This window comes from Pseudomonas sp. NY15356, assembly GCF_048068175.1.
Lineage (GTDB): Bacteria > Pseudomonadota > Gammaproteobacteria > Pseudomonadales > Pseudomonadaceae > Aquipseudomonas > Aquipseudomonas putida_K.
The window spans coordinates 41,383-59,050 of the sequence record NZ_JBLUPW010000032.1 but is presented as its reverse complement, the minus strand read 5'-3'; the positions used below and the strand labels follow the sequence as shown (position 1 = coordinate 59,050).

Here is a 17,668-nt window from a genome sequence, read left to right as displayed (position 1 = left end):
AAATGCCCCATCGAGGTGATGGGAGAGGTCATGCAAAATGCCATGGCAATGCGGCATGATGCTCCGGCTTCAATTCAATAACCGTGTTGCACTCAGCTCCTGCAACCGCCCTGATTTACGCCACGTTGAATTCAACGGGGTAGGGCAGGGCGGCCTGCTGGCTGACCTGAAGTTCGGTCAGGGTCTCGCGGACCACCTGCTTGGCCAGGCATGCACATTTGCCACATTGGCTGCCGACATTGGTGGCGGCCCGGACTTCCTTGTAGCTGCAGCATCCTTCATAGATCGCATCGCGAATCTGTCCGTCGGTGACGCCGACACAAAGACACACATACATAAGATCAGACCATCAGGGTAGAGGCTCGATGGGGTGGAGCTTAATGGTAATGAGAATGCGTGTCAAAGAACTTTCCTCCAGCCTTGTGTCGGTGCGACCGGCGGTTGGATTCGGCCTGTCACCAGAAGCCGTGTATGATGGGCAACCTTTGCTGGATGCCGGGGCAGGTCGACCCTCCCGGGTATCTGATTTCACCACCATCAAGGAGATAACGAATGAGCGTACTCGTTGGTAAACAAGCCCCCGACTTCACCGTTCCGGCCGTACTGGCCAACGGCGAGATCGTCGACAGCTTCAACCTGGCTTCGGCCATCAAGGGCAAATACGGCCTGGTGTTCTTCTACCCACTGGACTTCACCTTCGTCTGCCCATCCGAGCTGATCGCCCTGGACCATCGCATCCCTGACTTCCAGGCGCGCGGCGTGGAAGTGATCGGCGTGTCGATCGACTCGCACTTCACCCACAATGCCTGGCGTAACACCCCCGTCAACAACGGCGGCATCGGCCCGGTCAAGTACACCCTGGCTGCAGACATCTCCCACGACATCTGCAAGGCCTACGACGTTGAGTCCGAAGGCGGCGTAGCCTTCCGTGGCGCCTTCCTGATCGACAAGAACGGCGTTGTCCGTTCGCAGATCGTCAACGACCTGCCGCTGGGCCGCAACATGGAAGAACTGCTGCGCCTGGTCGACGCCCTGCAATTCCACGAAGAGCACGGCGAAGTCTGCCCTGCCAACTGGAAGAAAGGCGACAAGGGCATGACCGCTTCGCCGGAAGGCGTTGCTGCCTACCTGAGCGAGAACGCTGGCAAGCTGTAATTGCCACGCGAATAAAAAAACCGGCCATCATGGCCGGTTTTTTTATGCCTGTAGCGGTGCTCTGGGCAGCCTGGTGCCAGCAAGCCCCCACCTGTCCTGCGCCGCTCTCAAGACTTGCGAAACCCCTGTGGGAGCTGGCTTGCCAGCGATAGCGCCGCAAAGCAGCCCCAGGGGCTCAGGCTGGTCAGTCGTTGAAGACGCGCCAGCCGCCCATTTCCTTCCAGCGGTTGACGATGCCGCAGAACAGCTCGGCGGTTTTCTCGGTGTCGTAGCGTGCCGAGTGGGCTTCACGCCCATCGAAATCGATGTCGGCACTCTGGCAGGCCCGGGCCAGGACAGTCTGGCCATAGGCCAGGCCAGCCAGGGTGGCCGTGTCGAAGCTGGAGAAAGGATGGAAGGGATTGCGCTTGAGGTCGTTGCGCGCCACAGCGGCATTGAGGAAGCCCAGGTCGAAGCTGCTGTTGTGGCCGACCAGGATGGCCCGTTTGCAACCATTGGCCTTCAATGCCTTGCGCACCCCACGGAAAATGTCGGTAAGCGCGGTTTCTTCGCTAACCGCCATGCGCAGTGGGTGGTCCAGCTTGATACCGGTGAACTCCAGGGCCGCCGGCTCGATGTTGGCCCCTTCGAAGGGCTCGACCCGGTAGAAGTAGGTGTGCTCCGGGAACAGGAAGCCTTTCTCGTCCATGCCGATGGTGACGGCAGCGATTTCGAGCAGCGCGTCTGTGGCGCTGTTGAAACCGCCGGTTTCCACATCCACCACCACGGGCAGGTAACCGCGGAAGCGCTCGGCCATCGGGTGGCGAACGCTGCTGCCTTGACCTTCCTGGTCGTCTTCGTAGAACGCTTCGCTCACGCCTTCTCCTCCAGCAGACGCCAGCGCAGTTTTTCACCGGCGCGCAGCGGAACCACGGTGTTGTCACCAAATGGCAGGCTGTCGGGAGCGGTCCACTCGTCGCGAACCAGGGTGATGGTGTCGGTGTTCGCCGGCAGGCCATAGAACGCCGGGCCGTGCAGGCTGGCGAAACCTTCGAGCTTGTCCAGCGCATTGCGCTGTTCGAAGGCCTCGGCATACAGCTCGATGGCAGCGTAGGCCGTATAGCAGCCGGCGCAGCCGCAGGCGGCTTCCTTGGCGTGGCGGGCATGGGGCGCCGAATCGGTGCCGAGGAAGAACTTGCAGTTGCCGCTGGTGGCTGCGTCCAGCAGCGCCACCTGATGGGTGTTGCGCTTGAGGATCGGCAGGCAATAGAAGTGCGGGCGGATACCGCCGACCAGCATGTGGTTGCGGTTGTACAAGAGGTGCTGCGCGGTGATGGTCGCGCCGACGTTGGCCGGGGCCTGCAGGACGAACTGCGCGGCATCGGCGGTGGTGATGTGCTCGAACACCACTTTCAGCGTGGGGAAGCGCTCGACCACGCGGGCCAGGTGCTCGTCGATGAAGCGCTTCTCGCGGTCGAACACATCGACCTCGGCACGGGTCACTTCGCCGTGCACCAGCAGTGGCATGCCGGTTTCGGCCAGGGCCTCGAGCGCCGGCGTGATGTTGTCGATGCTGGTCACGCCCGAGTCAGAGTTGGTGGTGGCGCCGGCCGGATACATCTTGGCGGCGTACACGAAACCGCTGGCCTTGGCCGCGCGGATATCCTCGGCGCTGGTGCGGTCTGTGAGGTACAGCACCATCAGCGGCTCGAAGCGGCTGCCCGCCGGGCGCGCGGCGAGGATGCGCTCGCGATAGGCACCTGCCTCGACGGCGTTGCGTACCGGCGGGACCAGGTTGGGCATGATGATGGCGCGGGCGAAGGTACGCGCCACGTCGCCAACGGTATGGGGCAGGACGGCACCATCGCGCAGATGGATGTGCCAGTCGTCGGGACGCAGGAGGGTCAGGCGATCGGACATTGGAGATTCCAGGCGGGTCGAACTCAAGGGCCAATGCTACCGGAAAACCCCGGTAGGAGCACGGCTATCAAGTTTTCCCGGTGGCGTCCGATAGCCTGCAGGTAAGCCGTCAGAATCTGTGGAGCCACCTGTGCGCCAGCGTTACCTCGCCCTTCTTTCCCTGTTTGCCAGCCTGCCGGCCGGGGCATTGACCTTCCAGACGCGCGTGGAGAACGTCGCCTGGAACGTCGAGGGGGACCAGTTCGAATGTCGGCTGTCCCAGCCGATCGACGGTTTCGGCAGCGGTGAGTTCGTCCGCCGTGCCGGCGAACAGGCGGTCTTCCAGTTGCGATCGGACAGCAATGCGCTGGGGGCGGGCAATGCGACCTTGCTGGCGGCGGCAGCACCTTGGCAACCTGGCCGGGGCGACATCAATCTCGGGGGCGTGCGCATGGGGCGCAGCGGGGTGTTGTTCACATCGTCCCAGGGGCAGGCCAGCCGGCTGATCAACGGCCTGCTCGACGGGCGCAGCACGGTGGTGCGCAACCATGCCGGCGAGGGCGGCAGACCCATGGAGGTGCATGTATTGCCGGTCAGCTTCGCCAAGGCCTACGGCGACTACCAGGCATGTGCCGCCAAGCTGCTGCCGATGAACTTCGACCAGATCCGCCAGACCCAGGTCGGGTTCCCACGCGGTATCGAGCTGGACAGCGCGGCGCGGGCACGCCTGGACGTGATCCTCGATTACCTCAAGGCCGACCCGTCGGTGAACCACATCGAGCTCGATGGCCATGCCGACAACAGCGGCAGCCGCCTGACCAACCGCGACACCTCACGCCGCCGCGCCCTGGCGGTCGCCGACTACCTCAAGGCCCATGGTGTGCCGGATGAGCAGATCACCGTGCGCTTCCATGGCGAACGTTACCCCTTGGCCCGGAACAACAGTGCCGCCAACCGGGCGCGCAACCGCCGGGTGAACATTCAGTTGGAGCGTGTCGCCCCGGTCGAGAAGCCGGTGGAAAAGCCCTCGGCAGGGCCCACCCCGGCGCCCGCTGCCGCAGCTCCAGCGACGCCTGGCCCAGCGCCGGCGCAGGCACCGGCAGAAAAAAAATCCTGACCGCGACGAGGGTCGCGCTCTTGACTGTTCCTGTCGCTTTGTCATCACAAGCTGTCGCCCCATTGTAAATATTTCAATGGGGCCGGTAGAATCAACCGCTTTCCGTACAACCCCGTGGAGTGATGGCATGGCGGACGTAAAAAAGGTCGTACTGGCGTATTCCGGCGGCCTTGATACTTCGGTGATTCTCAAGTGGCTGCAGGATACCTACAACTGCGAAGTGGTGACCTTCACCGCTGACCTGGGTCAGGGCGAGGAGGTCGAGCCGGCCCGTGCCAAGGCACAGGCAATGGGCGTCAAAGAGATCTACATCGATGACCTGCGCGAAGAGTTCGTGCGAGACTTCGTGTTCCCGATGTTCCGCGCCAACACCGTCTATGAAGGCGAGTACCTGCTGGGTACCTCCATTGCCCGTCCGCTGATCGCCAAGCGCCTGATCGAGATCGCCAACGAAACCGGTGCCGACGCCATTTCCCATGGCGCTACCGGCAAGGGCAACGACCAGGTGCGTTTCGAGCTGGGCGCCTATGCACTCAAGCCGGGCGTCAAGGTCATCGCACCATGGCGCGAGTGGGACCTGCTGTCCCGCGAGAAGCTGATGGACTACGCCGAGAAGCACGGCATCCCGATCGAGCGCCACGGCAAGAAGAAGTCGCCGTACTCGATGGACGCCAACCTGCTGCACATTTCCTATGAAGGCGGTGTCCTGGAAGATACCTGGACCGAGCACGAAGAAGACATGTGGCGCTGGAGCGTCTCCCCGGAGAACGCCCCGGACCAGGCTACCTACATCGAGCTCACCTACCGCAACGGTGACATCGTCGCCATTGACGGCGTCGAGAAGACCCCGGCTACCGTCCTGGCCGACCTGAACCGCATCGGTGGTGCCAACGGTATCGGTCGTCTGGACATCGTCGAGAACCGCTATGTCGGCATGAAGTCCCGTGGCTGCTACGAGACCCCTGGCGGCACCATCATGCTCAAGGCCCACCGCGCCATCGAGTCGATCACCCTGGACCGCGAAGTCGCTCACCTGAAGGATGAGCTGATGCCCAAGTATGCCAGCCTGATCTACACCGGCTACTGGTGGAGCCCGGAGCGTCTGATGCTGCAGCAGATGATCGACGCCTCGCAGGTCAACGTGAACGGCGTCGTTCGCCTGAAGCTGTACAAGGGCAACGTCACCGTTGTCGGTCGCAAATCGGACGATTCGCTGTTCGACGCCAACATCGCGACCTTCGAGGAAGACGGCGGCGCCTACAACCAGGCCGATGCTGCGGGCTTCATCAAGCTCAACGCCCTGCGCATGCGCATTGCCGCCAACAAGGGCCGCTCGCTGCTCTGATCTCATCCTGGTGAGCGTTACCTGAAAACCCGGCCTTGGCGCCGGGTTTTTTATTTATCAGCGGTCGATCGCCTCGTCGGGCTCACCCAGCGCCTTGACCGACAGCTGGATACGGGTCCGGGTATCGAGGTCGTAGAGTACCCAACGGCGAGCATGGCGATGGCGGCGGGTGAGGGTACGCAATATATGCTGCTCGATCATCTTGCGCGTGTCGGGCCCTGAGAGCGTGATGGTCATCGTCGATGTGCTCGCCTTTTCCGCAGGCGGCGTACTGGGCACTTGTGCGTGGGGCTTGTTTCGGCGAGCGGTTCTGTTGGGCTGGTACAGGGAGTGATAGTTGAAGTTCAAGGTCAGGAAAAACAGCATGGTCAGGAAGAACGGAAAGCCCACCAGAAACCAAGTATAGGTCTTCTGGCTGTTCTCGCTGAGAAAGGGCAGGGAGGCAAGGGCGGAGGCTTCGATGATGCCTGCGAATATGGCGATGATCGCCAAGGGACTGATGGAGTCTGTCTGTTGCATGGTGCTTGGCCCGCAAATATTTGCTTATCTCTCGCCTGTTTTCGCGGTCGGCGGAAGATAGAGATATTTCCCTGGAAGCCATAACGCCAAAATCACCTTTGCCGCTGCGTCTAGTTACCCTGAAACATAGATTAGTCGTTCGTACGTCTCGCCGGCTTGCGACTAGGAAATGTTTATTTATCGTTATTAACTTTTGGTCTCACACCTACATAACTCGACAATTTATAAAGTGTTCGGTTGTAGGAAATTTCCGCAATTGATGTAGGTCTCGTCTCTGTTTGGTCATATGCCGCAATCCGCCGCGCCATGGCGTGGCGTGCTCGGTTATCGTGGTAGCTCGGAGCAAGAATAATGAATCAATGGATATCGCATGAATAAAGTGCTTATCGTGGATGATCATCCGGTTATTCGTCTGGCCGTACGCATGTTGATGGAACGGCATGGGTATGACGTCGTGGCGGAAACCGATAACGGTGTGGATGCCTTGCAGTTGATCCGGGAATACCAACCCGACATCGTAGTGTTGGATATCGGTATTCCGAAACTCGATGGGCTGGAGGTCATTGGTCGGCTGTCGAGCATCAGCCCAGCCAGCAAGGTGCTGGTTCTGACGTCTCAGGCCGCGGGGCATTTCTCCATGCGTTGCATGCAGGCGGGCGCGGCGGGTTATGTGTGCAAGCAGCAGGACCTGACCGAACTGCTCAGCGCGATCAAGGCCGTGCTGTCCGGGTACAGCTATTTCCCCAACCAGGCCCTGCACAAGACGCGTGGGTGTGCCAAGGGAGGCACCGAGGAGGAGATGGTCCAGCGTCTTTCCGGCAGAGAGGTCATGGTGTTGAAGGAGCTGGCCAGCGGCAAGAGCAACAAGGAGATCGCCAACAGCATGTTCCTCAGCAACAAGACGGTCAGTACCTACAAGACACGCCTGTTGCTCAAGCTCAATGCCCGTTCCCTGGTCGACCTCATCGAACTTGCCCAGCGCCACGGCCTGTCGCGGCCCTGAAACAGGAAAGCCTCCGCAAGGGAGGCTTTCAAGATGCCCGGCGGGCTACAGGTCGTAGTCGAAGTCGGCGAGTTGTTTCTGCAGACGCCGCTCCTCGAGGAGGTTGTCGATGGTACGGCGTTTGCTCAGATTGGTTTTCGCCGTTTCCACCTGGGGCTCGATATCGTCTTCCGAGGTAGGAAATTCATCGTCGATCGACAGTTCGTCTTTATCGGTGCTCATGAGTTACTCCAAGCCAAGGGGCCATTGGCCGTCCTTATAGCGAGAAACCCGATTCCGGTAAAAAAGATTTTTTCAATCGTATACAACCATTTCCTTCTATTGTCTCAATCGTCAGAAGTCTTCTGTTTATACTCGCACAGGTCCTCGATACGGCAGGCACCACAACGGGGCTTGCGCGCCTGGCATACATAGCGGCCGTGCAGGATCAGCCAGTGGTGGGCGTCGAGCAGGTAGTCCTTGGGTACGAACTTGAGCAATTTCTTTTCCACCTCCAGCACCGTCTTGCCGGGCGCGATACCGGTCCGGTTGCTGACCCGGAAGATATGCGTATCGACCGCCATGGCGGGCTGGCGAAAGGCGGTGTTGAGCACGACGTTCGCGGTCTTGCGGCCAACCCCTGGCAGCGCCTCGAGGGCTTCGCGGGTTTGCGGCACTTCACCGCCGTGGCGTTCGATCAGCAGGCGGCAGGTCTCGATGACATTCTTGGCCTTGCTGTTGTAGAGGCCGATGGTCCTGATGTATTCGCTCAGCCCTTCGACGCCTAGGGCATGGATGGCCTGCGGTGTGTTGGCCACGGGGTACAGCCGTGCGGTGGCTTTGTTCACCCCGACATCCGTCGCCTGGGCGGACAGGATGACGGCGATGAGCAATTCGAAAGGGGTGGTGTAGGCCAGTTCGGTCTTTGGGTCGGGGTTGTCTTCGTGCAGCCTGCGAAAGATCTCCAGGCGTTTGGCGGCATTCATGGGCTCAAAGGCTTCCTTGACGACGTGAGGGGGCTGGCCCCGGACGCAAGCGATTGTACAGGGCCAGCAAGCCGCCGAGCAGCATCAATCCACCCGGTGCCAGGCTTGCCAGATGCACGCCGGGCCCGGTCGCCAACCATTGGCGGCAGGCGCCGAGCAGTATGCAAAGTATCAGCAGGCCGCCCAGCAAAACGCCCAGGCGCCGCCAGCCAAGCCCGTCCGGCCACAGCTGGTCCGCCATCAGGCATTGTATGCAGAGCAGGGCTGGATAGTGGCCAAGTGAATGGGCCAGCGGTAGGGCCCACGTCTGCAGGCCCAGTTGCAGACTGCTGGCAAGTGCTGCGAGCAGCAACAGGCTGGCCAGCAAACGCCAGGGCCCAGCGAGCCAGCGGCGCAGTGGTATCAGCAACGCCTGGTGCAGGCTCAGGAGCAGCACGCTACACAACCCGATGGCAGTGGCCTGTGCCAAGGTCGATGTGGCACCAGCCAGGGGAAGCACACTGATGCCGGGCAACCAGAATCTATTCATCGGTTCGTGCCTCCAGCAGGGTGGCGCGGTGAGCATCGAAATAGCGCAAGGCATCCTGCAGGGCGTCGATCACCGCACGGGAGGTGACCGTGGCACCGGCCAGTTGGTCATAGTCGCCGTGGTCGCGCTTGATGGCCCAGGCGCCTTCCTGGGTGCGGCCTGTGAATTGGTCCAGCCAATGGATGCGTGGGTCGACCAGCTGGTCCCCGAGGCCTGGGCTTTCCTGTTGTTCAAGGACGTGAATACCGACCAGGCGTCCGGCTGGGTCTATGGCGATCGCCAGGGTAATCAGCCCCGCATACCCCTGTGTCTGGCTGTGCAGCAGCACAGCGCTCGGCTTGCCGTCCAGGGTTGCCCTGTAGCCGGCCAGCAAGCGGCTGTGGGGCAGGTGTGTGTCGCCCAAGGCCACGGGGGCTTGCAGGGGTTGGTTGTCGAAGCTACCGGCAGGCAGTGCCTGCAACCAGCGCAGGTTATGCAACTGTCGCTCGGCCTCCAGGCGGGTTGGCGCTGTCCAATGTCGCCAGGCCAGGGTACTGCCCAGCGAAAGGATGCCGATCAGCACCAGCAGTACGGCACTGCGCGCCGAAGGGTTCATGGGCTGGCCTGTGAATGGCGTGCGGCCTGGCGCTCCAGGGCCGGTACGGCGAGGTTCATCAGGAGGATGGCGAACGCCGTGCCATCGGGATAGCTGCCCCAGGTGCGGATCAGATAGATCAGCAGGCCCGCGCCGAAGCCGAACATCAGGCGCGCCAAGGCGCTGCGAGGCCCGGATACCGGTTCGGTGGCGATGAAGAACGCCGCCAGCATGGTCGAGCCGGAAAACAGGTGCAGCAGCGGTGAGCCATTGGAGTCGGAGCCCGAGCCGTTCCAGCACAGCAGGCTGAACAGGAATATACCGGCCAGCAGGCCTGCAGGGGCATGCCAGGCGATGACCTTGCGTTGCCAGAGGAACAGCCCGCCGATCAGGAACGCGAGGTTCACCCATTCGCTGCCGCGCCCGCCGATCATGCCGAAGCCTGGGTGTTGGGCGAACAGTTCCTCGAGGGTCAGGCTGCGATTGTGGCGCAACCCGTCCAGCGCCGTCGGAGTGGCCCAGGCATCGACGTGCGCCGGCGCGCCGAACAGATGCTGCCACGCCTCCATAAAACCTGCCGGCTGGCCTGGCCATTGGTTCATCTGCAGGGGAAAACTCAGCAGGACGAAGGCATAGCCGACCATCGCCGGGTTGAACAGGTTGCGCCCGACACCGCCGAAGGCGTGCTTGCCAATGCCGATCGCCACGCTTGTGGCGATGACCGGCAGCCACCACGGCGCCAGGATAGGCAGGGCTGCGGCCAGCAGCACGGCGCTGACCAGCGCGCTGCCATCTGTCAACGCAGGCAGCGGCGCTTGACCGCGCAGGGCCAGCAGCAAGGCTTCGCAGCCCAAGGCGGTGCCGGCACAGAGCAGCAGGTTGAACAACACGCCCCAGCCGTGCAGCCAGAACAGGGCCAGCAAGCCGGGCGCACAGGCCAGCAGCACCAGGCCCATGGCCCTGCGCAGCCGCGGGTCAGGCGCTGGCATGGCCCGGCCCGGCCTGCAGGGCGTCGAGGTGTCGTTGAGCCTGCTCGGCCGCCTTCTCCAGGGTGCGCAACTGGTCGAGCTGGGCTTCGCTCGGTGAGCTGCCGAACGCACTGCGGGCCTTGCTCAGCTGGGCGCGGCTCATGGCGGCGGCGATCTTCGCCTGCTTCAAGGCGGCGTCACTGCTGGCGGCTTTTTGCGCCTTGACCCGTTCGATGGCAGCTTTGATCGGATCCGGCGCGGCGTCGCCATCACCTACCGTAGGGGCGGCCGGCCGTGGGTTGCGCGCCAATCGCTCGGCCTGGCGACGTGCTTCATCGCGTTGCAGCCGGGCGTTGCGTTGTTCGTGGCGTCGGCGCGCGTGGTCGCGGCGCTGGGTGCGCGCAGCCTGCTGGTGTGGCGTCTGGGCCAGCCCGCCAACGATCGGAATGATGTTGTCTGGCAGAGGCAGCAGGTCGATGCAGTCGACCGGGCAGGGCGCCAGGCACAGGTCGCAGCCTGTGCATTCGTTGGCGATGACTGTATGCATCAGCTTCGCGGCACCGACGATGGCGTCCACTGGGCAGGCCTGGATGCACTTGGTGCAGCCGATGCATTCGGCCTCGCGGATATAGGCCACCTGGGGCGGTGCGCTGCCTCGACCCGGGTCTAGGTCGATGACCGGGGTATCGAGCAGGTGAGCCAGGGCGGCAATGGTTTCTGCACCGCCCGGTGGGCATTTGTTGATCGCTTCGCCAGCGGCCAGTCCTTCGGCATAGGGCTGGCAACCGGCGTGGCCGCATTTGCCGCACTGGGTTTGTGGAAGCAGGGCGTCGATACGTTGAATCAGACTCATTGTGTGAATAATCCGTTGAAGCCGGAGAACGCCATGACCATCACGCCTGCGCCGATCAGTTCGATGGGCAGGCCGCGCAGGGCGACGGGTATGTCGTCGTGATCCGTGCGTTGGCGCAGGTCATCGAACAGGACCAAGGCAAGCCAGAACCCCAGACCCCCGGCCAGGCCCCAGCCGAGTGACGGGAGCCACTGGCCAAGCGTGCCCAGTTGCAATAGCAAGCCTAGCACCAGGGTGTTGCCCAGCAGCAGGGACGGCAGGTTCTCCACCCGCCAAGCGGGCCGCAACTGCCCGAGCAGTTTGGGCAGGCCTAAAGCCTGCAATGCCAGCAAGGGCAACAGTAGGAACAACTGCAGGTCCTGCCATTGCAGGATAACTATCAGGTCCTGCAACAGTTGCCCGACGATCAAGCCCAGCATCACCGCCAGGGCGCTGCAGGCACCGAATACGTGAAGCTGCAGGCGGGAAACGGGTGACCGCTGCAGGATCAGGTGGTTGACCAGCGCAGCGCTGACCAGTACCAGGACGTAGTCGCTCATGGGAAGGCCGATGGCTGGGAGGTGCCGACAGTATGGCACGCGCCCGCAGATGGAAATGCCCCGGCCGAAGGCCGGGGCAAGATGCGCTGCTTATTTGATGCGCTGACCTGGCTTGGCGCCGCTGTCGGGGCTCAGCAGGTAGATTTCTTCACCGCCAGGGCCGGCCGCCATGACCATGCCTTCGGACACGCCGAAGCGCATCTTCCGTGGCTTGAGATTGGCCACCATCATGGTCAGGCGGCCTTCGAGCTTGGCGGGGTCGGGGTAGGCCGACTTGATGCCGGAGAACACGTTGCGGCGTTCGTCACCGATGTCCAGGGTCAGGCGCAGCAGCTTATCGGCGCCCTCGACCGCCTCGGCCTTGACGATGAGTGCCACGCGCAGGTCGACCGCGGCAAAGGTGTCGAACTCCACTTCCGGCGACAGCGGGTCCTTGGCCAGTTCACCGTTGCCGGCGGGAGCTGCGGCTTCGGCGGCGGCAAGGTCTTCCTTGCTGGCGGCGACCATGGCTTCGATCTTGGCCGGCTCGATACGGCTCATCAGGGCCTTGAACGGGTTGAGCGTGTGGTTTTCCAGGCGCGACAGGTGGTCGTTCCAGGTCAGCGGCGCGACATTGAGGAAGGCCTCGGCGTCGGCCGCCAGGACCGGCAGCACCGGCTTGAGGAAGATCACCAGCTGGCGGAACAGGTTGATGCCCTGGGCGCAGATGGCCTGGACCTCGTCCTGCTTGCCTTCCTGCTTGGCCAGCGACCAAGGCGCCTTGTCGGCGATCCAGGCGTTGGCCCGGTCGGCCAGGGCCATGATTTCACGCATGGCACGGGCGAAGTCGCGGTTTTCGTAGGCTTCGGCGATGGACGGGGCGGCGGCCAGGAAGGCTTCGCTCAGCTCGGGGGCGGCATCGCCGGCTACCAGAACGCCTGCGTTGCCCTTGTGGATGAACCCTGCGCAGCGGCTGGCGATGTTGACCACCTTGCCGACCAGGTCGGAGTTGACCTTCTGCACGAAGTCGTCGAGGTTCAGGTCCAGGTCATCGACGCCACGGCCCAGCTTGGAGGCGTAGTAGTAGCGCAGGTATTCCGGCTGCAGATGATCCAGGTAAGTGCGCGCCTTGATGAAGGTGCCGCGCGACTTGGACATCTTGGCGCCATTGACCGTCAGGTAGCCGTGCACGTTGATGGCGGTCGGCTTGCGGAAGCCTGCGCCTTCGAGCATGGCCGGCCAGAACAGGGCGTGGAAGTTGACGATGTCCTTGCCGATGAAGTGGTACAGCTCGGCCTTGGAGTCTTCTTTCCAGAACGCGTCGAAGTCCAGCTCCGGACGGCGTGCACACAGGTTCTTGAAGCTGGCCATGTAGCCGATCGGCGCGTCCAGCCAGACGTAGAAGTACTTGCCCGGCTCGCCCGGGATCTCGAAGCCGAAGTACGGCGCGTCGCGGGAGATGTCCCACTCCTGCAGGCCCGAGTCCAGCCACTCGGCCAGCTTGTTGGCGACGGCGTCCTGCAGGGTGCCGCTGCGGGTCCACTGCTGCAGCATCGCCTGGAAGTCAGGCAGCTTGAAGAAGAAGTGCTGGGAGTCGCGCAGCTCCGGCGTGGCACCGGAAATGGCCGACTTGGGGTTCTTCAGCTCGGTGGGCGCGTAGGTGGCACCGCATTTCTCGCAGTTGTCGCCGTACTGGTCTTCGGCCGCGCACTTGGGGCAGGTGCCCTTGATGAAGCGGTCGGCCAGAAACATGCCCTTCTCGGGGTCGTAGTACTGGGTGACCGAACGGGTGGCGATGTGCCCTGCTTCACGCAGGCGGGTGTAAATCAGGCTCGACAGCTCGCGGTTCTCTTCGCAGTGGGTCGAGTGGAAGTTGTCGAAATCGACCAGGAAATCGGCGAAGTCGCTGCTGTGCTCGGCCTGGACGTTGGCGATCAATTGCTCAGGCGTGATGCCTTCCTTCTCGGCACGCAGCATGATGGCCGAGCCGTGGGCGTCATCGGCGCAGACATAGATGCACTGGTTGCCACGCAGCTTCTGGAAGCGAACCCACATGTCCGTCTGGATGTACTCGAGCATATGGCCAAGGTGGATGGAACCATTGGCATAGGGCAGGGCGCTGGTGACGAGAATCTGGCGTGGCTCGGACATGGTGGCTTGGCTACTTGATCTGGCAACGGGATGGAAAATGAAGAAGATCGGCCACTATAAAGGGCTGGCGAATATATTTCACCCCAAGGACGCATCTGCTGACGATTGACGGTTAGCATAGGCGCCTGTTCCATATTCGTTTGCCATTGGGAGTGTCCATGAGTGCCGTCACACATGCCGCCGTCGAAGGCGTGCTTCGCCAGTACACCGACCCCTACCTGAACCAGGACCCGGTCAGCGCCGGTTGCGTGCGCGCCATCGACATCCAGGGCGGGCAGGTCAACGTACGCTTGCAGCTGGGCTATGCCGCCGGTTTGTTCAAGAACGGTTGGGCGCAGGTGCTGGGCACCGCCATCGAAAACCTCGACGGCGTGAGCGCGGCCACGGTTTCGATCGATTGCGTGGTCGGCACCCACAAGGGCCAGGCCCAGGTGCCGGCCATGGCCAACGTCAAGAACATCATCGCCGTGGCCTCGGGCAAGGGCGGGGTCGGCAAGTCGACCACCGCCGCCAACCTGGCCCTGGCCCTGGCCCGCGAGGGGGCCCGGGTGGGCATCCTCGATGCCGATATCTACGGCCCGAGCCAGGGCGTGATGTTCGGCATCGCCGAGGGGACCCGGCCGCAGGTGCGCGAGCAGAAGTGGTTCGTGCCGATCAAGGCCCACGGCGTGGAAGTCATGTCCATGGCGTTTCTCACCGATGACAACACGCCGATGGTCTGGCGCGGCCCGATGGTCTCCGGGGCGTTGCTGCAACTGGTGACCCAGACCGCCTGGGATGACCTCGACTACCTGGTGATCGACATGCCACCTGGCACCGGCGACATCCAGCTGACCCTGGCGCAAAAGGTGCCCGTCGCCGGTTCGGTGATCGTCACCACCCCGCAGGACCTGGCGTTGCTGGATGCGAAGAAGGGCGTGGAAATGTTCCGCAAAGTCAACATCCCGGTGTTGGGCGTGGTCGAGAACATGGCCGTGCACATTTGCTCGAACTGCGGCCATGCCGAGCACCTGTTCGGCGAAGGTGGTGGCCAGAAGCTCGCGGCCCAGTATGGTGTCGAACTGCTGGCCTCCCTGCCGCTGTCGATGCTGATCCGCGAGCAGGCCGATAACGGCAAGCCTACGGCCATCGCCGAGCCGGAAAGCCAGATCGCCATGATCTACCAGGAACTGGCCCGCCAGGTGGGGGCGCGGATCGTGCTGCAGGAAGCGGCGGCGCCGGCGATGCCGAACATCACCATCAGCGAGGACTGACCCGCAAGGGTGAGTCGTCTGCTTCGCAGGTAAACCCGCTCCCACAAGGTCGGCACATGCTGGCGATAGTGCGCGCCCACTGTGGGAGCGGGTTTACCCGCGAAGGAGCCAGCACCGATTTATCGATCGGCCAGGCATAAAAAAACCCGCCGGAGGCGGGTTTTTTTGAAAGCGAGGAAGCAAATCGACTTAGGCGATTTGAACTTCTTCAGCCTGCATGCCTTTCTGGCCGCGGGTAGCGACGAAAGTAACAGCCTGGCCTTCTTTCAGGGTTTTGAAGCCGTCAGCCTGGATGGCTTTGAAGTGTACGAACAGGTCGTCACCCGACTGAGGGGTGATGAAGCCGTAGCCCTTCTCATCGTTGAACCACTTGACAACACCGGATTGGCGATTGGACATGTTTCTGTCTCCTTGGACAAAGTAGATTTCGGCACAGGAAACGCCCTGGCCGGGACTGAGCGCAAAGAGAGCAGAAAATTCAGCGATGGGCCGATAGGAATCGTGCATCAAACTAGAGATTCTCGGTGTCACGTGCAGCACAGTGGCGCCACCTTAACCCACTTTCCCCAACCTGCCAATGGTCAATGACGGCTTTGTCGAAATTCGGATCGACGGTGGCTACAGCTCCCGTCCGGCGCGGGATTGCAGGATGGAACTTTGCCGCGGGCGCCGGGACCGGTAAGATGCGCGTCTCGTTTTTCACCTTGCACTCTCAGGACACTCCCGCCATGAGCATCAAATCGGACAAGTGGATTCGCCGCATGGCGCAGGAACACGGCATGATCGAACCGTTCGTCGAGCGCCAGGTGCGCGGCGGCGAAGACAGCCGGGTCATTTCCTTCGGCGTCTCCAGCTACGGCTACGACGTGCGCTGCGCCGACGAATTCAAGGTGTTCACCAATATCAATTCGGCCACCGTCGACCCGAAGAACTTCGATGCCGGCAGCTTCGTCGACGTCAAGAGCGACGTATGCATCATCCCGCCGAACTCCTTCGCCCTGGCCCGCACCGTCGAATACTTCCGCATTCCGCGCAACGTATTGACCATCTGCCTGGGCAAGAGCACCTATGCCCGCTGCGGCATCATCGTCAACGTCACCCCGCTGGAACCTGAGTGGGAAGGCCACGTAACCCTGGAGTTCTCCAATACCACCACCCTGCCGGCCAAGATCTATGCCAACGAAGGCGTGGCGCAGATGCTCTTCCTCGAATCCGATGAAGAATGCGAAGTGTCTTATAAGGATCGTGGCGGCAAGTACCAGGGCCAGCGCGGCGTCACCCTGCCACGCACCTGAGTGACGAGCGCGGGGAATTCCTCGCGCGCCAGGCACTCCAATGGTTAGAACGGTCCGGTGCGCATGGCGCGTGCCGGCTATCGCCAGGAGCAGCCAATGAAACTCCATCCCGCTATCAGCGCGAAGCTGGCCGTCCTCCAGCCCAACCAGATCGGGTTGCTGGCATGGTCCCTGCTGGCGCATCCGCCGACGCCGGTGCAGGCCGGTGGCGTGCCCCACCAGCCCGACCCTGATACCCCGCAACCACCCGAACCAGGCGAATCGCCACCCATGGAGCCGGGCGAACCCACCTTGCCGGACGAACCGCCTCCCTCGCCGGTGGCTTGAGCCCCACGCCGTCTCAGTTGGCCAGCAGGTAACCGCTGCGGCAGACCTGCTCGCCCGCCACATGCGCAATGACCATGCCTGCCGTGGCCATGCGTCTTACGCTGCGCGCATAGAGCAAGCCTGCCTGGACATTGTGCACCGCAGTCACCCGGTCGCTCAGCGGGTCGATGACTTCGGCGATCAACTGGCCGGCTTCCAGGTATTGCCCGGGTTTGGCGTGGAATACCAGCAAACCGCCCAACGGTGCCATCACCGGTTCGACGGCAGCCAGTGGTGTTGCCGGGTAGGCCAGGGGCGGCAACGCTTTGGCCTGGCCCTCGATGACCCCCGCATGGGTCAGGAAATCGAGGATGCCCTGGCAATCCTTGGCTGCTAGGTCGTGGCAGACATCGGCCTGGCCGCGCAGCTCTACCGTCAGCGAGAAACTGCCCATGGGGATTGGGAAGTGCTTGCCGAAGCGCTGCTGCAACTGCCACCACACCAGGCTGAAGCACTCATCGAACGATTGGCCCCCTGAATCGGTGGCCAGCAGGCTGGCCTGGACACCCAGGTAGCGGGCCAGTGGCTCGACCTGGGGCCAGGCTTCAGGTGTGGTGTACAGGTGTTCCACCGCCTCGAAGTCGCAGTGCAGGTCGAGCACGATGTCGGCATCGCAGGCCAGGCGCTGCAAGGTCAGGCGCTGGGATTGCAACGGGGTGCGCGCAGGATGGGCGTCCAGCCCGCGGCGCAGGTATTCGCGGATCAACGCCCGGTTGTGTTCCGGGTCCTGGGTCAGGTGGCCTTCGATCTGGTCACCGATGCTGTCCGACAGGTCGACGAAGTTGCGGTTGAAGTTTTCCCCGCTTTGCAATTCGAAACGCCCCAGGGGCGCATCCAGCAGCACCTGCTCCAGGCCGACCGGGTTGGCCACGGGAACCAGAATCACCTCTTGGTTCAGCCGGCCTTGCTGTTCCAGCTCGACCAGGCGGCGCTTGAGGTGCCAGGCCACCAGCATGCCGGGCAGTTCGTCGGCGTGCAGCGAGGCCTGGATGTAGACCTTGCCGCCACCGCGCGGGCCGAAGTGGAAGCTATGGAGCTGGCGGGCGATGCCCGGGACGGGAGACAGCAGGTCGTGGGTCGAATGATGCATGGTGGTCCTGGCTGAGTGGCGAAAACGGTCTGCGATAACAGTCGGCACAAAGATAGAAGCATAACTTCGGCTGTTGCGCAGCCTCCTTG

20 protein-coding genes and 1 pseudogene are annotated in these 17,668 nt (G+C 62.6%); 7 read left to right on the top strand and 14 right to left on the bottom strand.

What is annotated here, in order from left to right:
- Positions 1 to 115: 115 nt before the first annotated feature.
- On the bottom strand, positions 116 to 337 hold the full coding sequence (locus ACNFCI_RS20675) for a bacterioferritin-associated ferredoxin (protein ID WP_084856023.1): 222 nt from the start codon (positions 335 to 337) through the stop codon (positions 116 to 118).
- Between the two features lie 215 nt (positions 338 to 552).
- Between ACNFCI_RS20675 and ACNFCI_RS20670 the strand changes: the two genes are divergently transcribed.
- The gene (locus ACNFCI_RS20670; protein WP_084856025.1) at positions 553 to 1,155 is read left to right on the top strand and encodes a peroxiredoxin; all 603 of its coding nucleotides are present in this window, start codon (positions 553 to 555) and stop codon (positions 1,153 to 1,155) included.
- Between the two features lie 184 nt (positions 1,156 to 1,339).
- On the opposite strand, the gene rnt is transcribed toward ACNFCI_RS20670, so the two are convergent.
- Positions 1,340 to 1,951 carry a ribonuclease T gene (rnt, locus tag ACNFCI_RS20665; protein WP_416768165.1) on the bottom strand — a complete coding sequence of 204 codons (612 nt, stop codon included), beginning with the start codon at positions 1,949 to 1,951 and terminating at the stop codon, positions 1,340 to 1,342.
- A 56-nt stretch (positions 1,952 to 2,007) separates the two neighbouring features.
- A complete protein-coding gene (gene pyrC / locus ACNFCI_RS20660; RefSeq protein ID WP_084856029.1) occupies positions 2,008 to 3,054 on the bottom strand; it encodes a dihydroorotase in 1,047 nt (348 codons plus the stop codon).
- A 130-nt stretch (positions 3,055 to 3,184) separates the two neighbouring features.
- Here pyrC and ACNFCI_RS20655 point away from each other — a divergent pair, with 130 nt between their 5' ends.
- Both ACNFCI_RS20655 and ACNFCI_RS20650 read left to right on the top strand, forming a co-directional pair.
- The gene (locus tag ACNFCI_RS20655; RefSeq protein ID WP_368829674.1) at positions 3,185 to 4,150 is read left to right on the top strand and encodes an OmpA family protein; all 966 of its coding nucleotides are present in this window, start codon (positions 3,185 to 3,187) and stop codon (positions 4,148 to 4,150) included.
- Positions 4,151 to 4,277: 127 nt separating this feature from the next.
- Positions 4,278 to 5,495 carry an argininosuccinate synthase gene (locus tag ACNFCI_RS20650; RefSeq protein ID WP_013973956.1) on the top strand — a complete coding sequence of 406 codons (1,218 nt, stop codon included), beginning with the start codon at positions 4,278 to 4,280 and terminating at the stop codon, positions 5,493 to 5,495.
- Positions 5,496 to 5,552: 57 nt separating this feature from the next.
- On the opposite strand, the gene ACNFCI_RS20645 is transcribed toward ACNFCI_RS20650, so the two are convergent.
- The gene (locus ACNFCI_RS20645; protein WP_368829675.1) at positions 5,553 to 6,014 is read right to left on the bottom strand and encodes a hypothetical protein; all 462 of its coding nucleotides are present in this window, start codon (positions 6,012 to 6,014) and stop codon (positions 5,553 to 5,555) included.
- Positions 6,015 to 6,384: 370 nt separating this feature from the next.
- Here ACNFCI_RS20645 and ACNFCI_RS20640 point away from each other — a divergent pair, with 370 nt between their 5' ends.
- On the top strand, positions 6,385 to 7,017 hold the full coding sequence (locus ACNFCI_RS20640) for a response regulator transcription factor (RefSeq protein ID WP_084856033.1): 633 nt from the start codon (positions 6,385 to 6,387) through the stop codon (positions 7,015 to 7,017).
- A gap of 45 nt (positions 7,018 to 7,062) precedes the next feature.
- On the opposite strand, the gene ACNFCI_RS20635 is transcribed toward ACNFCI_RS20640, so the two are convergent.
- The 8 genes and pseudogenes from ACNFCI_RS20635 to metG all read right to left on the bottom strand — a co-directional run bounded on the left by ACNFCI_RS20635 (position 7,063) and on the right by metG (position 13,575).
- Entirely contained in the window at positions 7,063 to 7,239 is a 177-nt protein-coding gene (locus tag ACNFCI_RS20635) for a PA3496 family putative envelope integrity protein (protein ID WP_172402996.1), read from the bottom strand.
- A 104-nt stretch (positions 7,240 to 7,343) separates the two neighbouring features.
- The gene (gene nth, locus ACNFCI_RS20630; RefSeq protein ID WP_324813242.1) at positions 7,344 to 7,982 is read right to left on the bottom strand and encodes an endonuclease III; all 639 of its coding nucleotides are present in this window, start codon (positions 7,980 to 7,982) and stop codon (positions 7,344 to 7,346) included.
- A 4-nt stretch (positions 7,983 to 7,986) separates the two neighbouring features.
- Positions 7,987 to 8,511 (bottom strand): Rnf-Nqr domain containing protein, encoded by a 525-nt coding sequence (locus ACNFCI_RS20625; RefSeq protein ID WP_368829676.1) that lies wholly within the window; start codon positions 8,509 to 8,511, stop codon positions 7,987 to 7,989.
- A complete protein-coding gene (locus ACNFCI_RS20620) occupies positions 8,504 to 9,106 on the bottom strand; it encodes an RnfABCDGE type electron transport complex subunit G (RefSeq protein ID WP_368829677.1) in 603 nt (200 codons plus the stop codon). The genes ACNFCI_RS20625 and ACNFCI_RS20620 overlap by 8 nt, the downstream gene beginning before the upstream one ends.
- On the bottom strand, positions 9,103 to 10,074 hold the full coding sequence (locus ACNFCI_RS20615) for an RnfABCDGE type electron transport complex subunit D (protein WP_368829678.1): 972 nt from the start codon (positions 10,072 to 10,074) through the stop codon (positions 9,103 to 9,105). Before ACNFCI_RS20615 ends, ACNFCI_RS20620 begins: the two co-directional genes overlap by 4 nt.
- Positions 10,064 to 10,906, bottom strand: a pseudogene (locus ACNFCI_RS20610) (RnfABCDGE type electron transport complex subunit B); the annotation flags it as partial. The pseudogene ACNFCI_RS20610 and the gene ACNFCI_RS20615, both read right to left, overlap by 11 nt.
- Positions 10,903 to 11,445 (bottom strand): Rnf-Nqr domain containing protein, encoded by a 543-nt coding sequence (locus tag ACNFCI_RS20605; protein ID WP_368829679.1) that lies wholly within the window; start codon positions 11,443 to 11,445, stop codon positions 10,903 to 10,905. The pseudogene ACNFCI_RS20610 and the gene ACNFCI_RS20605, both read right to left, overlap by 4 nt.
- A 90-nt stretch (positions 11,446 to 11,535) precedes the next feature.
- Complete coding sequence (gene metG, locus ACNFCI_RS20600; protein WP_368829680.1) at positions 11,536 to 13,575, bottom strand: methionine--tRNA ligase; 2,040 nt, start codon at positions 13,573 to 13,575, stop codon at positions 11,536 to 11,538.
- A gap of 158 nt (positions 13,576 to 13,733) precedes the next feature.
- On the opposite strand from metG, the gene apbC reads away from it, so the two are divergent.
- Positions 13,734 to 14,828 carry an iron-sulfur cluster carrier protein ApbC gene (apbC, locus tag ACNFCI_RS20595; protein ID WP_084856048.1) on the top strand — a complete coding sequence of 365 codons (1,095 nt, stop codon included), beginning with the start codon at positions 13,734 to 13,736 and terminating at the stop codon, positions 14,826 to 14,828.
- A 189-nt stretch (positions 14,829 to 15,017) separates the two neighbouring features.
- On the opposite strand, the gene ACNFCI_RS20590 is transcribed toward apbC, so the two are convergent.
- Positions 15,018 to 15,227, bottom strand: coding sequence for a cold-shock protein (locus ACNFCI_RS20590; protein ID WP_003254922.1), 210 nt, complete (start codon positions 15,225 to 15,227; stop codon positions 15,018 to 15,020).
- A gap of 329 nt (positions 15,228 to 15,556) precedes the next feature.
- Here ACNFCI_RS20590 and dcd point away from each other — a divergent pair, with 329 nt between their 5' ends.
- A complete protein-coding gene (dcd, locus tag ACNFCI_RS20585; protein ID WP_043213075.1) occupies positions 15,557 to 16,123 on the top strand; it encodes a dCTP deaminase in 567 nt (188 codons plus the stop codon).
- A gap of 96 nt (positions 16,124 to 16,219) precedes the next feature.
- Complete coding sequence (locus ACNFCI_RS20580; RefSeq protein WP_084856050.1) at positions 16,220 to 16,450, top strand: hypothetical protein; 231 nt, start codon at positions 16,220 to 16,222, stop codon at positions 16,448 to 16,450.
- A gap of 13 nt (positions 16,451 to 16,463) precedes the next feature.
- Here the strand turns inward: ACNFCI_RS20580 and ACNFCI_RS20575 are convergent, their stop codons facing one another.
- The gene (locus tag ACNFCI_RS20575; protein WP_368829681.1) at positions 16,464 to 17,579 is read right to left on the bottom strand and encodes a succinylglutamate desuccinylase/aspartoacylase family protein; all 1,116 of its coding nucleotides are present in this window, start codon (positions 17,577 to 17,579) and stop codon (positions 16,464 to 16,466) included.
- Positions 17,580 to 17,668 lie beyond the last annotated feature (89 nt).

Bases quoted from the DNA above. Each gene is read 5' to 3' on its own strand.
- ACNFCI_RS20675 (WP_084856023.1), bottom strand. From the start codon at position 337: ATGTATGTGTGTCTTTGTGTCGGCGTCACCGACGGACAGATTCGCGAT.
- rnt (WP_416768165.1), bottom strand. From the start codon at position 1,951: ATGGCCGAGCGCTTCCGCGGTTACCTGCCCGTGGTGGTGGATGTGGAA.
- ACNFCI_RS20640 (WP_084856033.1), top strand. From the start codon at position 6,385: ATGAATAAAGTGCTTATCGTGGATGATCATCCGGTTATTCGTCTGGCC.
- ACNFCI_RS20580 (WP_084856050.1), top strand. From the start codon at position 16,220: ATGAAACTCCATCCCGCTATCAGCGCGAAGCTGGCCGTCCTCCAGCCC.
- dcd (WP_043213075.1), top strand. From the start codon at position 15,557: ATGAGCATCAAATCGGACAAGTGGATTCGCCGCATGGCGCAGGAACAC.
- ACNFCI_RS20615 (WP_368829678.1), bottom strand. From the start codon at position 10,074: ATGCCAGCGCCTGACCCGCGGCTGCGCAGGGCCATGGGCCTGGTGCTG.
- ACNFCI_RS20605 (WP_368829679.1), bottom strand. From the start codon at position 11,445: ATGAGCGACTACGTCCTGGTACTGGTCAGCGCTGCGCTGGTCAACCAC.
- nth (WP_324813242.1), bottom strand. From the start codon at position 7,982: ATGAATGCCGCCAAACGCCTGGAGATCTTTCGCAGGCTGCACGAAGAC.
- ACNFCI_RS20590 (WP_003254922.1), bottom strand. From the start codon at position 15,227: ATGTCCAATCGCCAATCCGGTGTTGTCAAGTGGTTCAACGATGAGAAG.
- ACNFCI_RS20650 (WP_013973956.1), top strand. From the start codon at position 4,278: ATGGCGGACGTAAAAAAGGTCGTACTGGCGTATTCCGGCGGCCTTGAT.
- ACNFCI_RS20625 (WP_368829676.1), bottom strand. From the start codon at position 8,511: ATGAATAGATTCTGGTTGCCCGGCATCAGTGTGCTTCCCCTGGCTGGT.
- metG (WP_368829680.1), bottom strand. From the start codon at position 13,575: ATGTCCGAGCCACGCCAGATTCTCGTCACCAGCGCCCTGCCCTATGCC.
- pyrC (WP_084856029.1), bottom strand. From the start codon at position 3,054: ATGTCCGATCGCCTGACCCTCCTGCGTCCCGACGACTGGCACATCCAT.
- ACNFCI_RS20670 (WP_084856025.1), top strand. From the start codon at position 553: ATGAGCGTACTCGTTGGTAAACAAGCCCCCGACTTCACCGTTCCGGCC.
- ACNFCI_RS20575 (WP_368829681.1), bottom strand. From the start codon at position 17,579: ATGCATCATTCGACCCACGACCTGCTGTCTCCCGTCCCGGGCATCGCC.
- ACNFCI_RS20645 (WP_368829675.1), bottom strand. From the start codon at position 6,014: ATGCAACAGACAGACTCCATCAGTCCCTTGGCGATCATCGCCATATTC.
- apbC (WP_084856048.1), top strand. From the start codon at position 13,734: ATGAGTGCCGTCACACATGCCGCCGTCGAAGGCGTGCTTCGCCAGTAC.
- ACNFCI_RS20620 (WP_368829677.1), bottom strand. From the start codon at position 9,106: ATGAACCCTTCGGCGCGCAGTGCCGTACTGCTGGTGCTGATCGGCATC.
- ACNFCI_RS20635 (WP_172402996.1), bottom strand. From the start codon at position 7,239: ATGAGCACCGATAAAGACGAACTGTCGATCGACGATGAATTTCCTACC.